We start from the raw sequence: 19,002 nt of genomic DNA, 5'->3' as shown, positions 1-19,002 counted from the left end.
CCTCTTTTCTCATGTTATTTCAATTTTTTACCGTGATACACACACTAGCAGGTGATCACGGTAAAGCAATACTGATACCATGAGGAACATGTCCCAGATGCCCCTTCCCCCGAGCCCCGGAACCGCGCAGCACTGCAGCATCGATCTGGCCAACAGCGAAATCCAGCTGCCTGGCGGCAAGAGCTTCGACGCGCTGGCTAGCCCGGAGGACACCACGCAATGGCTCATCGTGCGGGGTCTCGTGCCCCAGGAAGCGGCGCTGCAAAGCTATTGCCAGAATCGACTGGTCACCCTTCGCAGCCAGATCAGGAAAGCTTTCCATGCCAGCGCAACGGGCACGCCCGTGGCCCGGGAAGTGCTGCAGGGCATCAACGCCGCACTGCTGGCAGCACCGAGCACCCCATTGCTGCACCATGAGCCGGGCAAAGGATTCTTCCGCGCATTGGAACACCCCGCCACGCAATTGACCGAGCACGCCATGTCGCGACTTGCCGAGGACGCCGCAGCACTGCTGAGCAGCGAAGAAGCGGGCCTGCTGGCCCAATGCGAGGCCGAGCCATGCACCCGCTACCTGCTCAAGACCCATGGCCGCCGGCATTGGTGCTCCACGCGTTGCGGTGATCGCGTGCGGGCGGCCCGTTCGTACGCCAAGAAGAAGAGCCAGCAGGATTCTTCTGCCGCCTAGCCCATGGCCTGAGGATTCCCGCCAGCGGCGCAGCCGAGCACCTTGCATGCCGTGGCACGTGCCAAGCAGCATGGAACACTAAAGGCTCCCACCATCCGTAGATGCTGGGAGCCTGAGGAACTGCGGGCGGAACGCCTAGATCTTCTTGACGATGGAAGACTTCAGTTCCATCTGGCCGAAGCCGTCCACCTTGGCGGCGATATCATGGTCGCCAGAGCCTTGGACCAAGCGGATATTGCGCACCTTGGTTCCGGCCTTCAGCGCACTCTGCGCGCCCTTGACCTTCATGGTTTTGGTGATGCTGACGGTATCTCCGTCCTGCAGCGCATTGCCGACAGCATCCTTGATCACTGCTTCGACAGCTTCGGCTACTTCGGCCTCAGCGTTCCATTCATGTGCGCACTCTGGGCAGACCAGCAGGGCATCCATTTCGTAGGTGTACTCGCTGGAGCATTCAGGGCACGGTGGCAAGGTATCAGACATGAAGCTGATTTTAGTGACCGGATATGCCCCATGTCGAATGAATCGGATATCGAATAATCCCCGGAATTCCGCGCTGGAAATGGCACGAACCCCAGGCCTTGAACACTTCCTGCCCTCCAGCTTGAAATTACTTGTTTTCCACGCCGGATATACCCCATACTCAGGCATACAGGCTGGTGCCCACACCGGCCGGGTTAGGGGCACACCATGTCTAAGCACCACAAGTACAAGAGCTACGGTCCGCAGTACACGGTGACGCCAAGGGAAGGGCTCACCCTGGAAATCCTCGCTCAGGCCGAAAAGGCCGGGGCAAAGGCAGGATACGCGATGGCCAAAGAGCAGCTGTACCGGAACATCGGCAACAGCTCTGTGCTCAACGAGCAGGAAACCGACGAATTGCTGGCCGCTGCCGAACGTGCCGGCGCCGCGGCGGCACTCACCGCGGCACGCAAAGTCCTGGATAAGACACTGCGCACCTCGTTCAAGCACTACCACCACTCAACGGCGCAGGGGCCCGCGCAGCAGCTTGCCCCGCAGCCATTTGCTCCTGCGCAGACGCGCAGCTACTCGGAAACCTACGAGGAGCCCTTGGCCCAGCACACCCCCGCCTTGGGATATCTGGATCCGCCAAGGGAAAAGGTGGATCAGCACATTCTGACCATCACCCGGGTAGAACAGCTGAACGCCCAGATGGTGCGCATCATTGCCGGCGCCCCCGATCTGGATGGCTACCGTTCCAACGGGGCGATTGATGAATACGTGAAAGTCTTTGCCGCTGACCCCGCCCTCGGATTAGAGCCTCCCTATGATCTGCGCGCCTTGCGGCAGCGCCTGCCCCGCGACCAGGTTCCGCGTTCCAAGTCGTACACGATACGTTGGATCAACGCGGTTGTGCCGGAAATAGCGATCGACTTCGTAGTTCATGGGGAGCCTGGGACTGTTGGCCATTGGGCCGGGACAGCGCAGCCCGGGGACCCACTGGTTATTTCCCCCTCACGGAGCAAGTCATCATTGTCGCTGAATGCCGACTACTACGTGCTGGCCGCGGATGAAGCAGGCATCCCGGCGATCTGCAAAGCCCTCGAAGTATTGCCCTCGGATGCGCGCGGTCTAGCGTTGCTCGAAGTTGCCGATCAGAACGCAATGTTTGACGTGAAACATCCTCCAGGCGTTGATTTACGCTGGGTGCCGCGTGACGGCGTTCCGGCGGGCCGCAGCTCACTGCTGGCCGATGAGCTCCGTTCCTTGCCGCTGCCCCATCTGCGGCTTGGGCTAATCGCTCATGCCGAGCGTTCCACGGTCAAAGAGATCAGCCAAGTTGCGCGGCACTGGCACCTCGACAAGCGTTCCTCCCACATTTCCTCTTACTGGACCCTGCGCGAGGGGAGATTACGCCGCTAAAAGCTGGATCAGAGTGATCCGCAGCATCACAACGGCACGCACAGGGACAAGCTCTTTAACTCCGGATAACCTTGGAAGCATCGCATCCGCACTGGTTATCCGAGGAGTGTCCATGGCTCAGCCCGATAGCACCAGCAACTTCGCGCGCTTTCTCGGCGGTGTTTTGCTGATTGCCCTCGGACTCGTCCTGATGCTCAACTCGGCGAGCGCGGTCCGGCTGATTATTTGGCTGCTGGGCGCTGGCCTGTTGATTGCGGGCCTGGTGCGCCTTGCCGAGGCTCAACAGGACTCCGTTCGCCGCTGGCCAGTGATGCTTTCTGGCGGCCTGCTGGCGCTCAGCGGGGTCGCCCTCCCGCTCTGGCATCGCGCCAGCTTGCCGGTCCTGGCTTTGGCGACTTCACTGGTTCTTCTCCTGGGCGGAGTGCTCAGACTTGCAGCGGTGCTCCGCGGGCAGCGGCAGCATTCCTTCCGCGGCGCTCTCACAGCACTTGCCGGTGTCTTTGGCGCGGCTCTGGTGATGTTTTGGCCCAGGCTTTCCTTGTGGGTGCTCGGCGTCGCTTTCGGCGGCTGGTTATTCCTTTTGGGAGTCCACTGCTTGTGGTCTTTTCTCCGGCCTCGCCTTCCGGCAATTCCTGGCTGGCTCCGCGCTGCGCGTAGCGCTAGCCTGACAGGATTGAGCGCCATTGGCCTCGTCGCCGTGCTCGGACTCGGAACGATCACCGCTTTTCTGCATAGCCAAAGCGATACGGCCGCCGCGGATGATTTCTATTTGCCGCCAGCTAGCGTTCCTGCTGCCCATGGCCAGTTGCTGCGCGCGGAACCGCTGGCCAAGAGCACTCCGCCGAACACTCTCGCCTGGCGAATTCTGTATACGACGCAAGGTCACGATGGCACTCCCGCAATAGCTTCGGGCGTGGTGACCGTGGCCGAGTCCGCCACGGGAACCCTACCTGTCATCTCATGGGCCAATGGGACCAAGGGCGTCATGTCCCAGTGCGCGCTGTCCATGGGACCGAATCCTTATGATGATGGTCCAGCTGCTGCCCGTGAAACCATGTTGGCTGGCGGATGGGCAGTAGTCGCTACCGATTACGTCGGCTTGGGCACCGCCGGCCCTCATCCCTATTTGATTCCGGCCGCCGAGGCGTACGCGGTGCTTGACGCGACCCTTGCTGCAGGTCAGCTGCAAGACCTGCATTCACGCGGAGTCCGGCTAGGACAGTCCAGCGTAGTGTGGGGCCATTCCCAGGGCGGGCATGCGGCTCTGGCTACGGCTGAAGCCGCCGGGGACTACGCTCCGAACCTGGAGATTCTCGGCATCGCCGCCATGGCCCCGGCAACCAACCTTCCGGAATTGGCCGAGTCGGTTGCTGATACCGCGGCGGGAAAAATCATTTCCAGCTACATTGCCGCCAGCTGGAACCAGCTGTATCCGGATCTGGGCATCGACGAGCGGTTGACGACCCGTTCTCGCATGGCGGTAAACCAGCTATCCCAGAATTGCTTTTCCGGTACGGGCGCGCTGACCGGCTTGGCCCAGGCCAGCCAGCTCTTCGAACCGATTCTCAGTTCCGAGGCTCTCGACGGCCAGCTGCACTCGGTGCTGAAACGCAATTCGTCCATCGTTCCGGCGGGCTACCCGGCGTTCATTGCCCAGGGCGCTGCTGATTCATTGGTCTTGCCCTCGATGCAGCGCGAGTTCTTCAGAAGTTCTTGCACCCCGGATGCCCAGATTGGTTACCTCGAGTACTCCGGACTGGACCACATGCCGCTCGTCGGGGCAGACTCGGCACTCAATGAAGATCTTGTCGCCTTCACCCACTCGCTGCTTGAGGGGAAGCCAGCTTTCCCTGAAGGCTCCACCCTGTGCAGGAAATAACCGTTTGCGATGCCACTCTGATTCCTTTTGTTCTTGTACCAGCGCACGGGCCCGTGTCTGGGGAACATAAAATAGGTTCGGAAAGACTTCCAGTAATTCATTGCCGTTCAATGCCGCCTAGCCATTTTCTGGCCGTCGGCCCAGGAGAATCCTAGTGCGTCCCAGCTTGTCCCGAATCGCAGTTGCCTTGTGCCTTGGCATCTTGGCCTTTTCCCTTGGCTCTTGCGCGGCGTTACCTGACGAGCAAGGGAGAGATGCGGGCACCGCGGCATTTGAAGCCGGGCATTGGCCACGCACCTTGACTGATTCAATGCATGACCCCATACGGATCCCGGCAAAACCTGAACGTATCGTCTCGACCTCGGTAGGACTCACGGGTTCACTGCTGGCCCTGGACGCGCCGGTCATTGCCAGCGCAACGGCGCCGGCGGGGCCTGATACCGATGGCGACGGTTTCTTCAAGCATTGGGCTGATGTTGCCTCGGACCGCAAAGTTGATCCGCTCTACGAGATCGGGAAGTTCGATCTGGAAGAAATCGAGGACCAGAAACCCGACCTCATCATCGTGGCGGCAACAGGAGCAGACTCCGAAGTCGACAACGTAGGTGCGCTGAGGAAGATTGCACCAACCATTGTCGTGGACTACGCAGATAAGGACTGGAACGAACTTTCAAAGCTGCTCGGGGAAGCCACTGGTACCGAAGAACGAGCACAGCAGAACACTGCAGCCATTAACGAACGGGTTTCAGCACTGAGAAGCATGCTGGCAATCCCCTCCGGAACCACGGCTTCAATCATTTCCTACGCAGCCCATGGCATATCCCCGATCGCTAAAACCACCGGGCCGCATGCGCAGCTGTTCAGAGGACTCGGCTTCACGGTGGTATCCACGCCAAAGAAGTTCGACACTTCCACACAGCCAAGGGAAGATTTCAGTTTCGTCAGCTACAGGGATCTGCCAGCAACGCTCACTGGAGATGCCACCTTCCTCTTGGCCGCAAACAAGAAAGCGACCACGGCATTTACCTCGGATGAATCACTAGCCCAGCTGCCATCGGTGCAGAGCGGCAGCGTCTTCCCGCTCACCACTGCCCACCTTCTGGACTACTACGCAACCCAGAAGATCTTGGACTATTTCGAACACGATTTTCCAGGTCTGGGCTCTTCTGAGCTCGAGTAGCAGCATTCCTTGAAGCCGGTACATCCGACCTCACGCCACAACACGGATCATGGACGGCTAAATGGTCCGCTCCACTGCCTATAGTTCAAGTCAGAGCATCTTCTAGCTCAAGCACCAGCCACCTTAGGAGTAGTACTACCGCATGCGTTCGCTGCGCCGCACCTTATCTTTGTTCGCCCTCCTGTCCACCCTGGCTCTGAGCTCGTGCTCTTCATTGGAGACCATTGAGTTCCCGCCCCTTCCTGATGCCCAAGCCGCACCGACGCCAAGCACCGCAGAACAACGAGATATCTACGCAGAATCCCTTGAACTGCTCAATGAAGTTACGGTCAAAGGCCGCGCACCAAAAACCGGCTACGACAGAGCGGAATTCGGCAAGGGATGGAAAGATCCGGACCGCAATGGATGCGATGCGCGCAACGACATCCTCTCGCGCGATTTGGTGGACGTGACATATAAACCGGCCACGCGACCCTGCGTTGTATTGAGCGGAACGTTCGATGATCCCTACACGGGCAAGACCATCGAATTCAAGCGCGGCCAAGGCACCAGCACCGCCGTGCAAATCGACCATGTTGTCGCCCTGTCCGATTCCTGGCAAAAGGGCGCGCAGCGCTGGGATGCCGAGATCCGCTTGGAATTTGCCAATGACCCGCTGAACCTGCTGGCTTCCGATGGCCCCACTAATGCTTCCAAAGGCGACAAGGACGCGGCATCATGGTTGCCACCCAACAAGAGCTTCCGTTGCACTTACGTCTCGCGGCAGACCCAGGTAAAAGCCAAATACGACGTTTGGATGACCAAGGCAGAGCACACCGCGATCGGGAACATCCTCAAATCCTGCATCTAGCAGTCAGGCAGCTTCGCCGGCCCTCATAGCCGTACGCAGGACATCGCACGGAAACATCCACCTTAAGGCTTATCGTCAAATCGATGGACTTGTGGCAAAATGGATATTATTCAACACGTTAGCGATTATGTTCTGCGATGGCTTGGCCTAATCCTCTACTGCAAGGGCGCATGATGAAGACACGAATCCCCGGAGTCCTCCTACTGGTTTCCAGCGTGTGCATCTTCAGTTTTGCACTGACCACCACGCAGCGCGAGGCAGCCACTGCCTGCTGGGTCGTCTCCACCCTCATGTTCATTGGAGCAGCCATGCTGCTGCTGAGTGCGATCCTTGGAACTTCCACCGTCACCGCAGGTGACCCGCGGCATAAGCGTCAGCAATAACTGCATACTCCTCTAATCAGAAGCAACCTCTTGGCCTATGGCTGGGAGGTTGCTTCTGTTGAATAACCGACAGTACTTGTACTTCTGCACCTAAATTTAACGCCAAAGCATCGACAGGTTCATTCAGATGCGATAGACATATGTCTTGTCACACTCGTCACTTTTAGGAGTACCCATGCCTGCATTCAGGCAGATAAGAAAACTCGGTCTCGCTTCGCTGGCAACGATTTCGCTGGCCGCCACCGGTGCCGCAACAGCTCAGGCTACATCCACGCAGAGTGCTTCCCTGTCGCCAGCTGCGGGTACTGAAGCCGTCACCATTGATCTAGTTGGCATCAATGACTTCCATGGCCGCATTTCTGCTGACAGAAGCTCTGCCGGCGCTGCTGTGCTGTCCGGTGCTGTAGATGGAATGCGTGCAGAAAACGAAAACACCCTATTCGTCTCCGCCGGCGATAACATCGGCGCCTCAACCTTCGCTTCCGCCTCGCAGGATGACGAACCAACCATCGCTGCCCTGGGTGCTGGCGGCCTGGATGTCTCGGCAGTAGGCAACCACGAGTTCGACAAGGGATTCGCGGACCTGACCGGACGCGTCATCGACAGCTACGCCGATTCCAGCGGTGTCAACGGCGCAGACTTCGCACTGGGCGCCAATGTCTATGAAAAGGGCACCACGGCTCCTGCCCTCCAGGAATACGCGATCCGCGAGATCTCCGGTATTTCCGTGGGCTTCATTGGCACCGTTACCGAAGACATGCCTTCACTGGTTTCCCCAGCTGGCATCGCCGACCTGGATTTCGGCAGCGAACTGGAAGCAGCGAACCGTGTAGCTGAGCAGCTCTCCGATGGCGATGAAGCGAACGGCGAGGCAGATGTAGTGGTGCTGCTGACCCACAACGGTTCCGCTGGCGATCAGTGCGCAGATATTGCCGAAGAAGACAGCGCCTATGGCGAGCTCGTTCGCGAGGCCAGCAACGAGATCGACGCGATCTTCTCGGGCCACACCCACCAGTCCTACGACTGCGAAATCGCGGGCCGCCCGGTGATCCAGTCCCACCAGTACGGCACCACTTTGGGCAAGGTTTCCTTGCAGGTAGATCCTGAGACTGGCGAAGTCACCGAGGCCGCTACCGAGCGCATCGCCTTGGCAACCGAGGGCGCTGACGGCGAATGGGTGGGCAACTTTGATGCCAATGCCGAGGTCGCAGAAATCGTTAGCGCCGCTGAAGCGGAAGCTGAAGTGGTCGGCAGCGTGAAGATCGGCGCCATCTCTGAAGACATCCTTCGTGGTGGAGAAGAACCCGGCCAGGACCGAGGCGTTGAATCCACCCTGGGCAACACCGTAGCCGACATCCACCTATGGGCTACCTCTAATGAGGATTTCGCCAGCGAACCAGCCGAGATCGCATTCATGAACCCAGGCGGCCTGCGTGCCGACCTGCTCTACGGCCAAGATGGCACAGTGTCCTACAAGGCCGCAGCCGAGGTCCAGCCATTCGCCAACACCCTGATCACCTTCAACCTCACCGGGGAGCAGATCCGCGAGGCCCTGGAGCAGCAGTGGCAGCCTGCAGGTTCGGAACGCAACAAGCTGCATCTGGGCATTTCCGAGGGTCTCGCCTACACCTACGTCGAGGATGCTGCCCAGGGCGAGCACATCAAGGACATCACCTTCAAGGGCGAGCCGCTGGACGAGGAAGCAACCTTCCGTGTCGCAGCCAATGCATTCCTGGCTACCGGTGGCGATAACTTCGCCGCGTTTGCCGCCGGCACCGATCATGCTGACTCCGGCCAGATCGATTTGGACGCCACCGTGAACTACTTCAAGGCACATGACGTTGTTGAGCCGGCTCCGCTGGGCCGCGCGGTCCTGCAAGAGCCTGTTGCGCCAACGCAGTCGCCGGATCCTTCGGATGAGCCAACCGGGGAGCCAACTGAATCGCCGGAACCATCTGAGGATGCAACCGACGACGCGACCGAAGAACCTACCAGTTCGCCAGAGCCAACTGGGGACGCGACCCGGTCCCCTGACTCGTCTGGCGAGCCTAAGGACGAGCAGAAGGATGATTCCCAGAACCGGGACTCCGAAGATCTAGCCGATACCGGATTCGGCACCAGCTGGATCGGCATCGTCGCCGGTGTCGTTGTCCTGGCAGGCATCGCGTTGGTACTGATACGCCGCTTCGGCAACAAGGCCGGACGCTAGAGCCCAAGGGCAAAGATAAAGGCAAAGGGAAGAACCAAGAGGTTCTTCCCTTTGCCTTTGTCCCAATAACTTAGTCGATGACCAGTTCGCCCATGGAATCCCAGCCTTCGCCGTCTACCTTGCGGGAAACGATCTTCGGGGTGGAGACCAGGTGTGGTCGCATGGACTCAAGACCGGCTGCGAAGTGGGCGGAGTTCACGTGGTTTGCCGCGGCTTCGTCATCGCGGAAGGCCTCAACCAGGACGAATTCGTTGGGGTCTTCGACGCTCACGGACCAATCGAAGAAGATGTTGCCCTCTTCGGCGCGGGTTGCCGCGGTGAATTCAGCGACATGGCCCATGAAGTTCGGGGTGGATTCTGGCTTTACTTGGTATTTAACAACGATGAAGTACATGTCTCTAGTCTAGGGTTCCCTTGTTAATTGCGCCTTGCAAACGAATGTATTCTTTATCCCTTAGGGGCATGCCGTCGACCACTAAATCGTATGAATCCTCGATGAGCTCGCCCATCAGTTGCGGGTCGAGTCCTGCACGAACCGAATTCCAGTGCTTCTTATTCATGTGATAGCCCGCGGTGATCTGCGGATGCTCGCTGCGCTGCTGGTCTGCCAGAGCCGGTTCGCATTTCAGGTTCAGCACCAATTCGCCTTGCAGGTGCATGAGCAACCCAAATATTTTGCCTTTGCCCGGATCCCTGCCCGCCACCTTGAATACGGTGCTGTCAGGGCCAAAGGGATAATCGGCGTAAGCGCACGGCATGCGCAGGCACAGCTGCGTCCACGCATTTTCCAATTCTTCTTGCCCAGCTGTTGTTGCCATCAATGCCTCGCTAGCGAAATGGGTACTCGATCTTGGGACAGGTATCCATCACTACATCCAGTCCCGCATCCTTGGCCCGTCGGGCGGCGGCTTCGTCAATGACGCCCAGCTGCAACCACACCGCCTTCGCTCCCACGGCGATGGCTTGGTCAACGATGTCTCCCACCTTGGAAGAGTTCACGAAGCAATCCACCACGTCAATGGGGCCTGGAATGTCAGCAAGCTTCGCGAAGCCCGCTTCGCCCATTACAGTTTCCGCGCCTAACGACACCGGAATAATCTGCATCGACAGTTCATCACGCAGGAAACGGGCGATGGACGGAGCTACGCGAGCAGGGTTGTTGGTCAGCCCGACAACCGCCCAGCGTCCAGGCGTGCTCAACAGCCTGCGGATTGTTGCCGAATTATTTACGTGCTGCGTGTCCATGCACGACACCATACCGCGTCGCTGGCACTTTTGGCGTCCAGGTACTGAAGTTCGTCCAGTTGGCAGGACCCGCCCATGCCACTGGCCTTCCAAGCGTTCGGAATTCACTGCTGCAGCTGAACCGCTTTCCCAGTGGCTGCCGCGCTGTTCTGCGAGAACGCCCCGCGGTGCTTAGCCGCCGGATGATGCGCGGGCAGGTAATCGCCACGGCCAAAGACCTTTTGGCGCAGGCTGCCCTCGGCATATCCACTTTGGGCCAGGCCACGGCGGCGCAGTTCGGGCAGCACTCCGTCAATGAAGTTGTCGTAGGAGCCGGGAAGAACATGATTCATCACGTTCAGGCCATCGATACCAGCATCCTGCCAGCGTTCGAGCTCATCGACAATTTGTTCCGGGGTCCCCGAAATCTGCTGTGCCTTGGCGCGGTAGTAGGCCAAGTCGCGCAGGGTCGGATTGCCGCCGGGCACCGAAGCCCGGGCTGCTTCAAGTACTCCCTGCGCGCCCTCGGTCTGGATCTGGCCGATCGGGGTATCCAGGTCCAGTCCGCCCAGATCCACTCCGATACCGCCGCCGATGTGCGCGATGATGGCGTCCAAGTCCAGGTACTCGTCGTATTCGGCTTCCAATGCCTTGGCTTCAGCTTCCGTGGAACCGACGAGGAAGGACAAGCCGGCAAAGACCTTGATGTCATCGCGGCCGCGTCCGGCAGCAGCCAGGTGCTCGATCAGCTGGGCATTCTTCTTCGCCACGTACTGTGCGTGCGGGGCAAAGAGGAAGGTCGCCTCGGCGTGAGTGGCCGCGAACTGCGAACCGCGTGCCGACGAACCAGCCTGGAAAAGGAACGGGGTGCGCTGGGCACTTGGCAGTGCCAGGTGCGGACCGTCAATGGAGTAGTAGTCGCCGCGGTGGTTGATTTTGTTGACCTTGGCCGGATCTGCGTAGATTCCGGAAATCTTGTCGGCCAGCAAGGCGTCCTCTTCCCAGGAGCCCTCCCACAGCTTGTAGGCGGCGTCGACGTATTCTTCGGCCCAACCGTAGCGGTCATCATGCCCGACCAGTTCTTTCCCGCCGAAATTGCGGTGCGCATTTTCCAGTACGCTGGTGACGATATTCCAGGCCACACGCCCCTGCGAGAGGTGATCCAGGGTGGAGATCTGCCGGGCAAACTGGAATGGATGGGATTGGATGACCGAGCTGGTCATCGCCAGGCCGATGTCCTTGGTGCTGGCGGCCAATGCCGAAAGCAGGACCAGCGGATCATGGCTGGGGACCTGCAGTCCCTTTCGTACGTGCGATGCCCAACCACCCTCATGCTCGCCGTAAAGGCCAACCACGTCAGCGAAGAACAGCGAATCGAACTTTGCCTCTTCCAGCTTCTTGGCCAGGTCAACCCATAGGCCCAGTTCATGGAACCGATGCTGCTGCGCTTCGGGGTGGCGCCACATTCCGCCAAGGATATGGCTGGAGGTGTTCATCAAGAAGGCCGAAAGCAGCAAGCGCGGGCGTTCGTTGAAAGTACCCATGATTATTTTCCTGCCTTTGCTTCGCCGATCGAGTTCAAACCAGTAGGAATGCTGCCGTTGATGAAGTAGTCCCCCACCGAGCGTGCCTTGAAGGCCACCGGATTGTGGGTGGCCACCGTGCGGGCATTGCGCCAGAAGCGGTCCAGCGACTTGGAGGTCGAAATCGCCGAGGCCCCGGTGACGTCGAAGAGCTCGCTGGTGGCGTCCAGGACCAGCTTCGGCGTGGCCACGTGGGCTTGCTGGACGGCAAGCTCTGCGCGCAGGTAGGCCGCTTGCGGGTCCAAGCCCAGATCCTCGTCGAGCGCCGAATCCAGTTCCCGGGCTGCGGTGACCACGATGCTCTCTGCAGCGAAGACATTGGCCGCCAAACGGCCGACAAGTTCCTGGATCTGCGCGTCATCCTTGAACAGCGCGCCGGAGCCGGTGTTGAAGGTTCGCGTGCGGTTGGCAACGATGCCTGCTGCGGCATTGCGGGCCCCCTTGCCGATACCTGCCAGTACGGCGAGCAGGCACAGCTGGAAGAAGGCAGGTTCGAGGGTGGAAGCTATCTTGCGCTGAATGATATTGGCTTCTTCCACCGCAACGTCAGTGAATATCGCGGTGCCGGTACCGGTCAGCGGCTGGCCGAAGCCATCCCAGTCGTCAAGGATCTCCACGCCCTCGGCATGGCGATCGACGATGGCGTATTGGCGCCCCTCAATCCCGTCGGTGGTCGCCATGACCACTACCCAATCGGCGAAGATCGAGCCAGTGGTGTAGTACTTCTCGCCGCGCAGCACCCAGCCTTGCCCGGTCTGGACCAGCTTGGTATTGGTGGTGCCAAGGGCATTGCCGCCACGCTCGGTCGCAGCGTTGCCGAAGATTTCCCCGGCAAGCACCCGCGGGAACCAGCGGTCCTGGAACTCTGCCGGCTGCAGGGAGATGGTTTCGACGAAGGAGAAGTGGCTGCGCAGCAGGTGCGCTACATTCGAGTCCGCCGCGGCCAGCTCGATCAGCAAGCGGAACAGATGCTCGTGGCTGATAGGCGAACCGCCATGGCTTTCTGGCACACGCAGCGTGGTGAAACCGGCATCCTTGAGCCACTGCACCTGCTCGAAAGGCAGGATGCGCTGCTGCTCGCGTTCACAGCTTCCTTCAGCAATTCTGGCAAAGACCGCTTGGAATCGCTCCAGAAGTCCCTGGTAGCGGCTTTCGATTGCGGGCGCGGCGATCATCGTCATGGGTTCTCCCTGCAGAACGTCGATACTTTGAGTAAAGGAGTCGGAAAATGTGGTGCCCCACAACGCCGAAGTTCAGCGTCGTGGGGCCAAGGGCCTACTTATTCCAGGTGGCGAAGTCCGCTTCGAGATCGCGGTCCCAAGGAGTGCCCAATGCACCGTCGAGGTAGCTCGCGTACCATTCGCGCACCTCATCGGAGTGGTAGGCCTCTTCCAGCGCCTTGCCCTTTTCGGTGTCCGTAAACCCTGGCTTTGCGCCGATGATGTTGATGTACGGGAGCGCTTCTTCTTCCTCTTCAAAGAGCAGTGCGTCCTTCGGGTTCAGTCCGATCTCGGCGCCGAGCCGGGCGAAAAGGAACCCGGCATCCACGTCAGGCAGGGTCTTTGAGAGCGACTGCTGATCTACCTCAACGAACTTGAAGCCCTTGGGGTTCTCCAGGATGTCGTTCTGCGACAAGTGAATCACGCTCTTGCCCTCAGCTACCTTCAGGACACCGGCCTTATCCAACAGGGCCAGCGCGCGTCCGTTGTTGGCGGTATCCACAGGCAGTGCGATGGTCGCACCGTTGGGCAGGTCCTTGATGTCGTCGTATTTCTTCGAGTACACGCCGGCAGGCGAGCTGTACATGTAGAAGGCCGGCTCCACATCGACGTTCTGATCCTTCTTGAACTGTTCCAGGTAAGCGCCGTGCTGGAAGAAGTTGGCATCGTATTCGCCATTGGACACCACGTGGTTCGGCTGCACGATGTCGGTGACATAGGTAGCTTCCAGAGTCCAGCCCTTTTCGGCCAGCAGCTTCTGGGCGATTTTGGTTGGTTCCTGCGATGGGGCCGATTCGGTGACAATAACCTTGATGGTCTTGTCACCGGTGCCGGCCGCCTGTCCACCTGCCAGGCCGCAAGAAGCCAGCGCGAGAAGTGCGGCGGAGCCGGCGGTGAAAGTTAGGAAGGTGCGGCGAGAGAATGCCATGGTGTTGTCCTTTGCTGAAATGCGAGTTGAGCGGGTTTTGTGTTTAGCGCTTGTCAGCGGCGCGCGATAGCCGAGTTCCGACGAACTGAACTGCATGCACCAGCAGGATCATCAAGACGATGGCTAGCAGCATGACTCCGGTTTCATAGCGGTAGTAGCCGTAGCGGATTGCGAAGTCGCCGATACCGCCTCCGCCGACCAGTCCGGCCATGGCCGAATACGAGATGAAGCTGACGGTCATGATGGTGATGGAAGACAGCAGTGCAGGCTTGGCTTCGATCAGCAGCACTTCACGGATGATCTGTCCCCGGGTGGCGCCCATGGCCTGCGCTGCTTCGACAACGCCATTGCCAAGCTGGCTGATGTTCTGCTCCACGAACCGGGCGAAATAGGGGATCGCGTTGATGGTCAGCGGAACGATAACCGCCGCGGTGCCAATGGTAGTTCCCACAACGAATCGGGTGAACGGGATGATGGCGATCAGCAGGATGAGGAATGGGAAGGAACGGATTGTATTGACCAGCCCGTCAACGATTCGGTGCAGTCGCGGACGTGGGCGCAAACCGTTGGGAGACATCGAGTAAAGCCAAATGCCCAGCGGGGTTCCCAGGAGAATCGCGATCGGGATGGAAACCAGCAGCATCGCAAAGGTCTGCGCCATGGCGACCCAGATTTCCGGGGCAAGTTCGATGATGCGGTCAAAACTGAAAGCTGCTGCGTTGCCGTTGCTCGTGGCTAGCACTACTGATGTGAAATTCATTGGTAATCCAGGTTCTCTATACGCGGGCTACGGTGGCAGCGACGGCTTGGTCCTGCTTTGGCTGGCGGTTAAGCGTGAGTTCGTCACTGATCAGGTAGCGGCCGATTGGCGTCACTGGTTCAAAGCCTGGTTCTCGCAACGAACTCAGGGCGAACTCTTCAACTACCGCTCCGTCTTCCATGACCGAAACCTTGTCGGCAATGGCCTTAATAACGTTCATCTCGTGGGTGACGATGACTGTGGTGATGCCAAGGCTGGCGTTGATGTCACTGAGGTATTGCAGCACCGACGTTGTCGTTCTAGGATCCACGGCACTGGTTGGCTCATCGCACAGCAGGACCTTGGGCTCGGTGACCAGCGCGCGGGCAATGGCGATGCGCTGTTTCTGGCCGCCCGAAAGCTGTCCTGGATAGGCGGCAGCCTTGTCAGCGAGGTCCACTATGGACAGCGCTTCCAGCGCACGTTCACGGCGTTGCTTTTTCGGAACACCAGCGAACTTCAGATTCAGCTCGACGTTCTGTTGCGCGGTGCGATTGTTCAGCAGGTTGAAGTGTTGGAAGATCATCCCGATCTCATGACGCTGCTTTCGCAGGTCTCCTTCACTGAGCCCGGTCAGTTCGACGCCATCCACGATGACCTGGCCCGACGTGGGACGCTGCAGCAAATTGATATTGCGCAATAGCGTTGACTTTCCCGCACCGGAAAATCCGATAATTCCATGGATGGTTCCGGCCTGGATTTCCAGCGAGACATCCTTGACGGCCGTGAATTGATCTTGGCCCTTGCCGAAGGCGGTCGTTACGTTTTCAAGACGAATCATCATCGCTCCCTTGGTGCTTGGTTATGCGGAGCGCACTTCGCGAAAATCATCTGCGTTCCACAGATTTTCCGTCGCGAAGTGAAAGTACTCCATCGGTTCTGGCTGTAGCACCGCTCCCTCTCGGGTGGTTGCTGCGACGTCGTTGAGCCAGATCTCTCAGTCGCTCTGGATGGTGTGCGTTCGGTTGTACGAGCCGAACAATTCAAGTCTGGAGTCCACGCCCGCAGGCCGGCAAACGTTACTTCAATCGGCGTCATCAAGTCATAGTCCGGACGGATCCACGCTGAAATCACGCAATAATCCACGTAGCAATCTGACACATTTCGCTACTTCCCCTCTTTGTGACGAAAGCCTTGCAGTTTCTGCCCATCTCTCGCTGGCTTGTGCCAGCAATCTTGGGTGGGGAATTCAGCGATGCCTACGGTGGTTGTAGCAGATGCAGACCAACGAGAGGACCCCATGAAGATCGCAATTACCGGTGCCACCGGACAGCTTGGAAATCTAGTCATCGAGGCGCTGCTGGCGCGCGGGGCGAATGCCGCTGATCTGGTCGCAATTGGCCGCTCCGAGCAGAAGCTGGAACCGCTGGCAGGCAAAGGCCTGGAAACCCGCGTTGCCGATTACAACGCCCAGCCAACTCTCGTGTCCGCACTCGAAGGCATAGACAAGCTGCTGCTGATTTCGGCCAGCGAGGTGGGCCAGCGCGTTGCCCAGCATGAGAACGTCATCAATGCCGCCAAGCACGTGGATGTCTCGCTGATCGCCTACACCTCAATTGCCAACGCCCTGTCCGGCGGCATGAAGCTCGCCGAGGAGCACATCGCCACCGAACGGCTGCTGGCCGGATCCGGCATCGACTACGTGCTGTTGCGCAATGGATGGTACATCGAGAACTACACCGACCAGTTGATGGGCTACCTCAACAGCGGCACGGTGCTCGGTGCCGCCGGCGATGGCAAGATCAGCGCTGCCGCCCGTGCAGACTACGCGGATGCCGCTGCGGCCGTGCTGCTTTCCGAAGAAAACCAGAACGGCAGGATCTACGAGCTGGGCAGCGACAAGCCATTCACCCTCGCCCAGCTTGCTGGCGCGGTTGGCGCTGCCGCCGGCCAGGACATCGCCTACCAGGAAATGGATCCCGGGCAACTGGAAAAGATCTACGCTGATGCCGGCGTCCCCGGACCGTTCGCGCACATCCTCGTCGATACCGACATGCGCATTCGAGAAGGAGCGCTGGAAGTGGACTCCGGGGAGCTGGCTCAGCTGATCGGCCGCGCCCCGGCTTCCTTGGGCAAAGTCATCAAGGACAACCTGGACAAGTAGCCCAGGTGCACTAGGGTTCCAGCGGGCAGGCATTGGCGGCGATCGAGGCCGCGGTGCCTGCCCGCCGCTTTAACGCGTCACAACCCGGAATATTCGCGCGGCAATGCCGAAATTGCCGCGCAAACCCATGGTGCTGCGTGTCACAACCGCGTGGCGAGTTCCCGCTCCCGTAAATTTGCGCATACTTCATCCCCACCTGCAGAGGAGATCAAAGCATGCCACGAGTACGTTTAAGATCAGTTGCCTGCGCGGCAGCCATCGCCTTGGGCCTGGGAGCTTTCTCAGCGCTTCCGGCGAGCGCCGAACCACGGCACACCCAGAAGGACCCGACCGCCATCGGCACTGGAGGCGCAGTCTCGTCGGTCGATCCGGAAGCCACCGCTGCCGGCATCGAAATCCTGCGCAAGGGAGGCAACGCCGTCGATGCGGCTGTGGCAACCGCGGCGGCACTGGGCGTCACCGAACCCTATAGCGCAGGCATTGGCGGCGGCGGATACTTCATGCACTACGATGCGAAGTCGGGCAAGGTCAGCACCATCGACGGCCGCGAAACCGCCCCGGCAGGCATTGGGCATGATGCCTTCATCGATCCTGGAACCGGCGAGCCGTATAACTTCACCCCGGACCTGGTCACCAGTGGTGTGGCCGTAGGCGTGCCCGGGACAGTGGCCACCTGGCAGCGCGCACTGGATAATTGGGGTTCGCAGAACCTGAAACAGGTTCTGCGGCCGGCGACCCAGATCGCTTCACGCGGCTTTGTCATCGACGAGACGTTCCGCGAGCAGACCCTGGACAACAAGGAACGGTTCGCCGCGTTCACCTCCACGAGCGAATTGTTCCTGCCCGGCGGAGATGCTCCGGAAGTCGGGAGCATTTTCAAGAATCCGGATCTCGCACACACCTACCGGATGCTGGCCAAGCAAGGCATTGATGGATTCTATGAGGGCGAACTGGCTGCCGACATCGCCCAAACGGTACAGGCGCCGCCAAAGAGCGAAGACACCACCCTCCCGGTTCCCGCAGGGCAGCTGGGCACCGCCGACCTGGCCGGCTACGAAGTGGTGGAGCAGGCACCGACAAAGGTGAACTACCGGGGCTACGACGTCTTCGGCATGGCTCCTTCTTCCAGTGGCGGAACGACCATCGGCGAATCTCTGAACATTCTGGGCGAATTCGATTTGCCAGCCATGGAAGAACCCGATGCCTTGCATCATTATTTCGAGGCAACTGCGCTCGCCTACGCTGATCGCGGCAAGTACGTCGGCGACCCCGCGTTCACCAGCGTCCCGACCCGGACCTTGACGGACAAGTTATTCGGCGCGGATCGTGCCTGCGCCATTGATCCGGATCAGGCCGCAACGAAGCCGGTCGCTCCGGGCGACCTTGAAAACTATGATGGCCAATGCCCTGCGGCCACCAGCGAACCGGTAGTGGAGCAGGATACGGAGAACATCTCCACCACCCATCTATCGGTCGTGGACCGTTGGGGCAATGCCGTTTCCTACACGTTGACCATCGAGCAGACCGGCGGCTCGGGCATGGTGGTCCCCGATCGCGGTTTCCTGCTGAACAACGAGCTGACCGATTTCTCCACGGTGTACGACCCGCAGGATCCGAACCGCATTGAACCTGGCAAGCGCCCGCGTTCCTCGATGGCTCCGACCATTGTCCTGCAGGACGGCGAGCCGGTGCTGGCCATTGGCTCCCCCGGTGGTTCAACCATCATCACCACGGTGCTGCAGACCCTGGTGAACCGCATTGATCTGGGCATGGACATCAGCGAAGCCATCGCCGCTCCACGTGCTTCCCAGCGCAATACGGCAGTGGTCACGGCGGAACCGGAGTTCATCCAAGCCCACGGTTCGGCGCTCGAAGCCTTCGGGCACAAGCTCGCGCCAGCTGGGGATTCCTTCACTCCGCAGGCGGAAATCGGGGCGGTTGAAGCGGTGGAAATCGCTGCCGACGGCACACTCACCGCCGCGGCCGAGCCCACGAGGCGCGGCGGCGGTTCAGCCATGGTGCTGCAGCCAACCGAATAGGCCCGCAGGCAGACGACGGCCCCCGGCAACTTCAT

General features: G+C 59.7%; 18 protein-coding genes and 1 riboswitch. Of the genes, 9 read left to right on the top strand and 9 right to left on the bottom strand.

Features of this window, described 5'->3' with window-relative positions:
- The first annotated feature begins 88 nt into the window (after positions 1-88).
- Positions 89-685: a CGNR zinc finger domain-containing protein gene (locus ACNPM8_RS08855; protein WP_332728319.1), complete on the top strand. Its 597-nt coding sequence runs from the start codon at positions 89-91 to the stop codon at positions 683-685.
- A gap of 135 nt (positions 686-820) precedes the next feature.
- Here the strand turns inward: ACNPM8_RS08855 and ACNPM8_RS08850 are convergent, their stop codons facing one another.
- Positions 821-1,168: a zinc ribbon domain-containing protein YjdM gene (locus tag ACNPM8_RS08850; RefSeq protein WP_332595209.1), complete on the bottom strand. Its 348-nt coding sequence runs from the start codon at positions 1,166-1,168 to the stop codon at positions 821-823.
- 207 nt (positions 1,169-1,375) lie between these two features.
- On the opposite strand from ACNPM8_RS08850, the gene ACNPM8_RS08845 reads away from it, so the two are divergent.
- The 6 genes from ACNPM8_RS08845 to ACNPM8_RS08820 all read left to right on the top strand — a co-directional run bounded on the left by ACNPM8_RS08845 (position 1,376) and on the right by ACNPM8_RS08820 (position 9,070).
- Positions 1,376-2,569 carry a siderophore-interacting protein gene (locus ACNPM8_RS08845; protein WP_448939691.1) on the top strand — a complete coding sequence of 398 codons (1,194 nt, stop codon included), beginning with the start codon at positions 1,376-1,378 and terminating at the stop codon, positions 2,567-2,569.
- Between the two features lie 112 nt (positions 2,570-2,681).
- Positions 2,682-4,448, top strand: coding sequence for a lipase family protein (locus tag ACNPM8_RS08840; RefSeq protein ID WP_448939690.1), 1,767 nt, complete (start codon positions 2,682-2,684; stop codon positions 4,446-4,448).
- Between the two features lie 154 nt (positions 4,449-4,602).
- A complete protein-coding gene (gene fepB / locus ACNPM8_RS08835) occupies positions 4,603-5,628 on the top strand; it encodes a Fe2+-enterobactin ABC transporter substrate-binding protein (RefSeq protein ID WP_286172249.1) in 1,026 nt (341 codons plus the stop codon).
- A gap of 142 nt (positions 5,629-5,770) precedes the next feature.
- Positions 5,771-6,478, top strand: coding sequence for an HNH endonuclease family protein (locus ACNPM8_RS08830; RefSeq protein ID WP_448939689.1), 708 nt, complete (start codon positions 5,771-5,773; stop codon positions 6,476-6,478).
- A 170-nt stretch (positions 6,479-6,648) separates the two neighbouring features.
- Entirely contained in the window at positions 6,649-6,861 is a 213-nt protein-coding gene (locus ACNPM8_RS08825) for a hypothetical protein (RefSeq protein WP_105657967.1), read from the top strand.
- 175 nt (positions 6,862-7,036) lie between these two features.
- A complete protein-coding gene (locus ACNPM8_RS08820; protein ID WP_133834327.1) occupies positions 7,037-9,070 on the top strand; it encodes a bifunctional metallophosphatase/5'-nucleotidase in 2,034 nt (677 codons plus the stop codon).
- A gap of 70 nt (positions 9,071-9,140) precedes the next feature.
- On the opposite strand, the gene ACNPM8_RS08815 is transcribed toward ACNPM8_RS08820, so the two are convergent.
- From ACNPM8_RS08815 to ACNPM8_RS08780, 8 genes are all read right to left on the bottom strand, one after another.
- A complete protein-coding gene (locus tag ACNPM8_RS08815) occupies positions 9,141-9,464 on the bottom strand; it encodes a putative quinol monooxygenase (RefSeq protein ID WP_105657965.1) in 324 nt (107 codons plus the stop codon).
- 4 nt (positions 9,465-9,468) lie between these two features.
- Positions 9,469-9,888, bottom strand: a complete 420-nt coding sequence (locus tag ACNPM8_RS08810; protein ID WP_133834326.1) for an MmcQ/YjbR family DNA-binding protein — start codon at positions 9,886-9,888, stop codon at positions 9,469-9,471.
- A gap of 10 nt (positions 9,889-9,898) precedes the next feature.
- Complete coding sequence (locus ACNPM8_RS08805) at positions 9,899-10,315, bottom strand: CoA-binding protein (RefSeq protein ID WP_133834325.1); 417 nt, start codon at positions 10,313-10,315, stop codon at positions 9,899-9,901.
- Between the two features lie 104 nt (positions 10,316-10,419).
- The gene (locus tag ACNPM8_RS08800; protein WP_105657963.1) at positions 10,420-11,838 is read right to left on the bottom strand and encodes an NtaA/DmoA family FMN-dependent monooxygenase; all 1,419 of its coding nucleotides are present in this window, start codon (positions 11,836-11,838) and stop codon (positions 10,420-10,422) included.
- A 2-nt stretch (positions 11,839-11,840) separates the two neighbouring features.
- A complete protein-coding gene (locus tag ACNPM8_RS08795) occupies positions 11,841-13,058 on the bottom strand; it encodes an acyl-CoA dehydrogenase family protein (protein WP_448939688.1) in 1,218 nt (405 codons plus the stop codon).
- A 94-nt stretch (positions 13,059-13,152) separates the two neighbouring features.
- Positions 13,153-14,025, bottom strand: coding sequence for a MetQ/NlpA family ABC transporter substrate-binding protein (locus ACNPM8_RS08790; RefSeq protein ID WP_105657961.1), 873 nt, complete (start codon positions 14,023-14,025; stop codon positions 13,153-13,155).
- Positions 14,026-14,068: 43 nt separating this feature from the next.
- Positions 14,069-14,785, bottom strand: coding sequence for a methionine ABC transporter permease (locus ACNPM8_RS08785; protein WP_105657960.1), 717 nt, complete (start codon positions 14,783-14,785; stop codon positions 14,069-14,071).
- A gap of 16 nt (positions 14,786-14,801) precedes the next feature.
- Positions 14,802-15,608 carry a methionine ABC transporter ATP-binding protein gene (locus ACNPM8_RS08780; protein ID WP_286134248.1) on the bottom strand — a complete coding sequence of 269 codons (807 nt, stop codon included), beginning with the start codon at positions 15,606-15,608 and terminating at the stop codon, positions 14,802-14,804.
- An 83-nt stretch (positions 15,609-15,691) separates the two neighbouring features.
- Positions 15,692-15,781, bottom strand: a riboswitch (SAM riboswitch).
- Positions 15,782-16,064: 283 nt separating this feature from the next.
- On the opposite strand from ACNPM8_RS08780, the gene ACNPM8_RS08775 reads away from it, so the two are divergent.
- Entirely contained in the window at positions 16,065-16,928 is an 864-nt protein-coding gene (locus ACNPM8_RS08775; RefSeq protein ID WP_448939687.1) for an NAD(P)H-binding protein, read from the top strand.
- A gap of 215 nt (positions 16,929-17,143) precedes the next feature.
- Entirely contained in the window at positions 17,144-18,967 is a 1,824-nt protein-coding gene (gene ggt, locus ACNPM8_RS08770; RefSeq protein WP_402473709.1) for a gamma-glutamyltransferase, read from the top strand.
- Positions 18,968-19,002 lie beyond the last annotated feature (35 nt).

The sequence above is a fragment of the Glutamicibacter sp. AGC46 genome, assembly GCF_053543715.1.
This window is presented reverse-complemented; position numbering and strand designations above follow the sequence as displayed.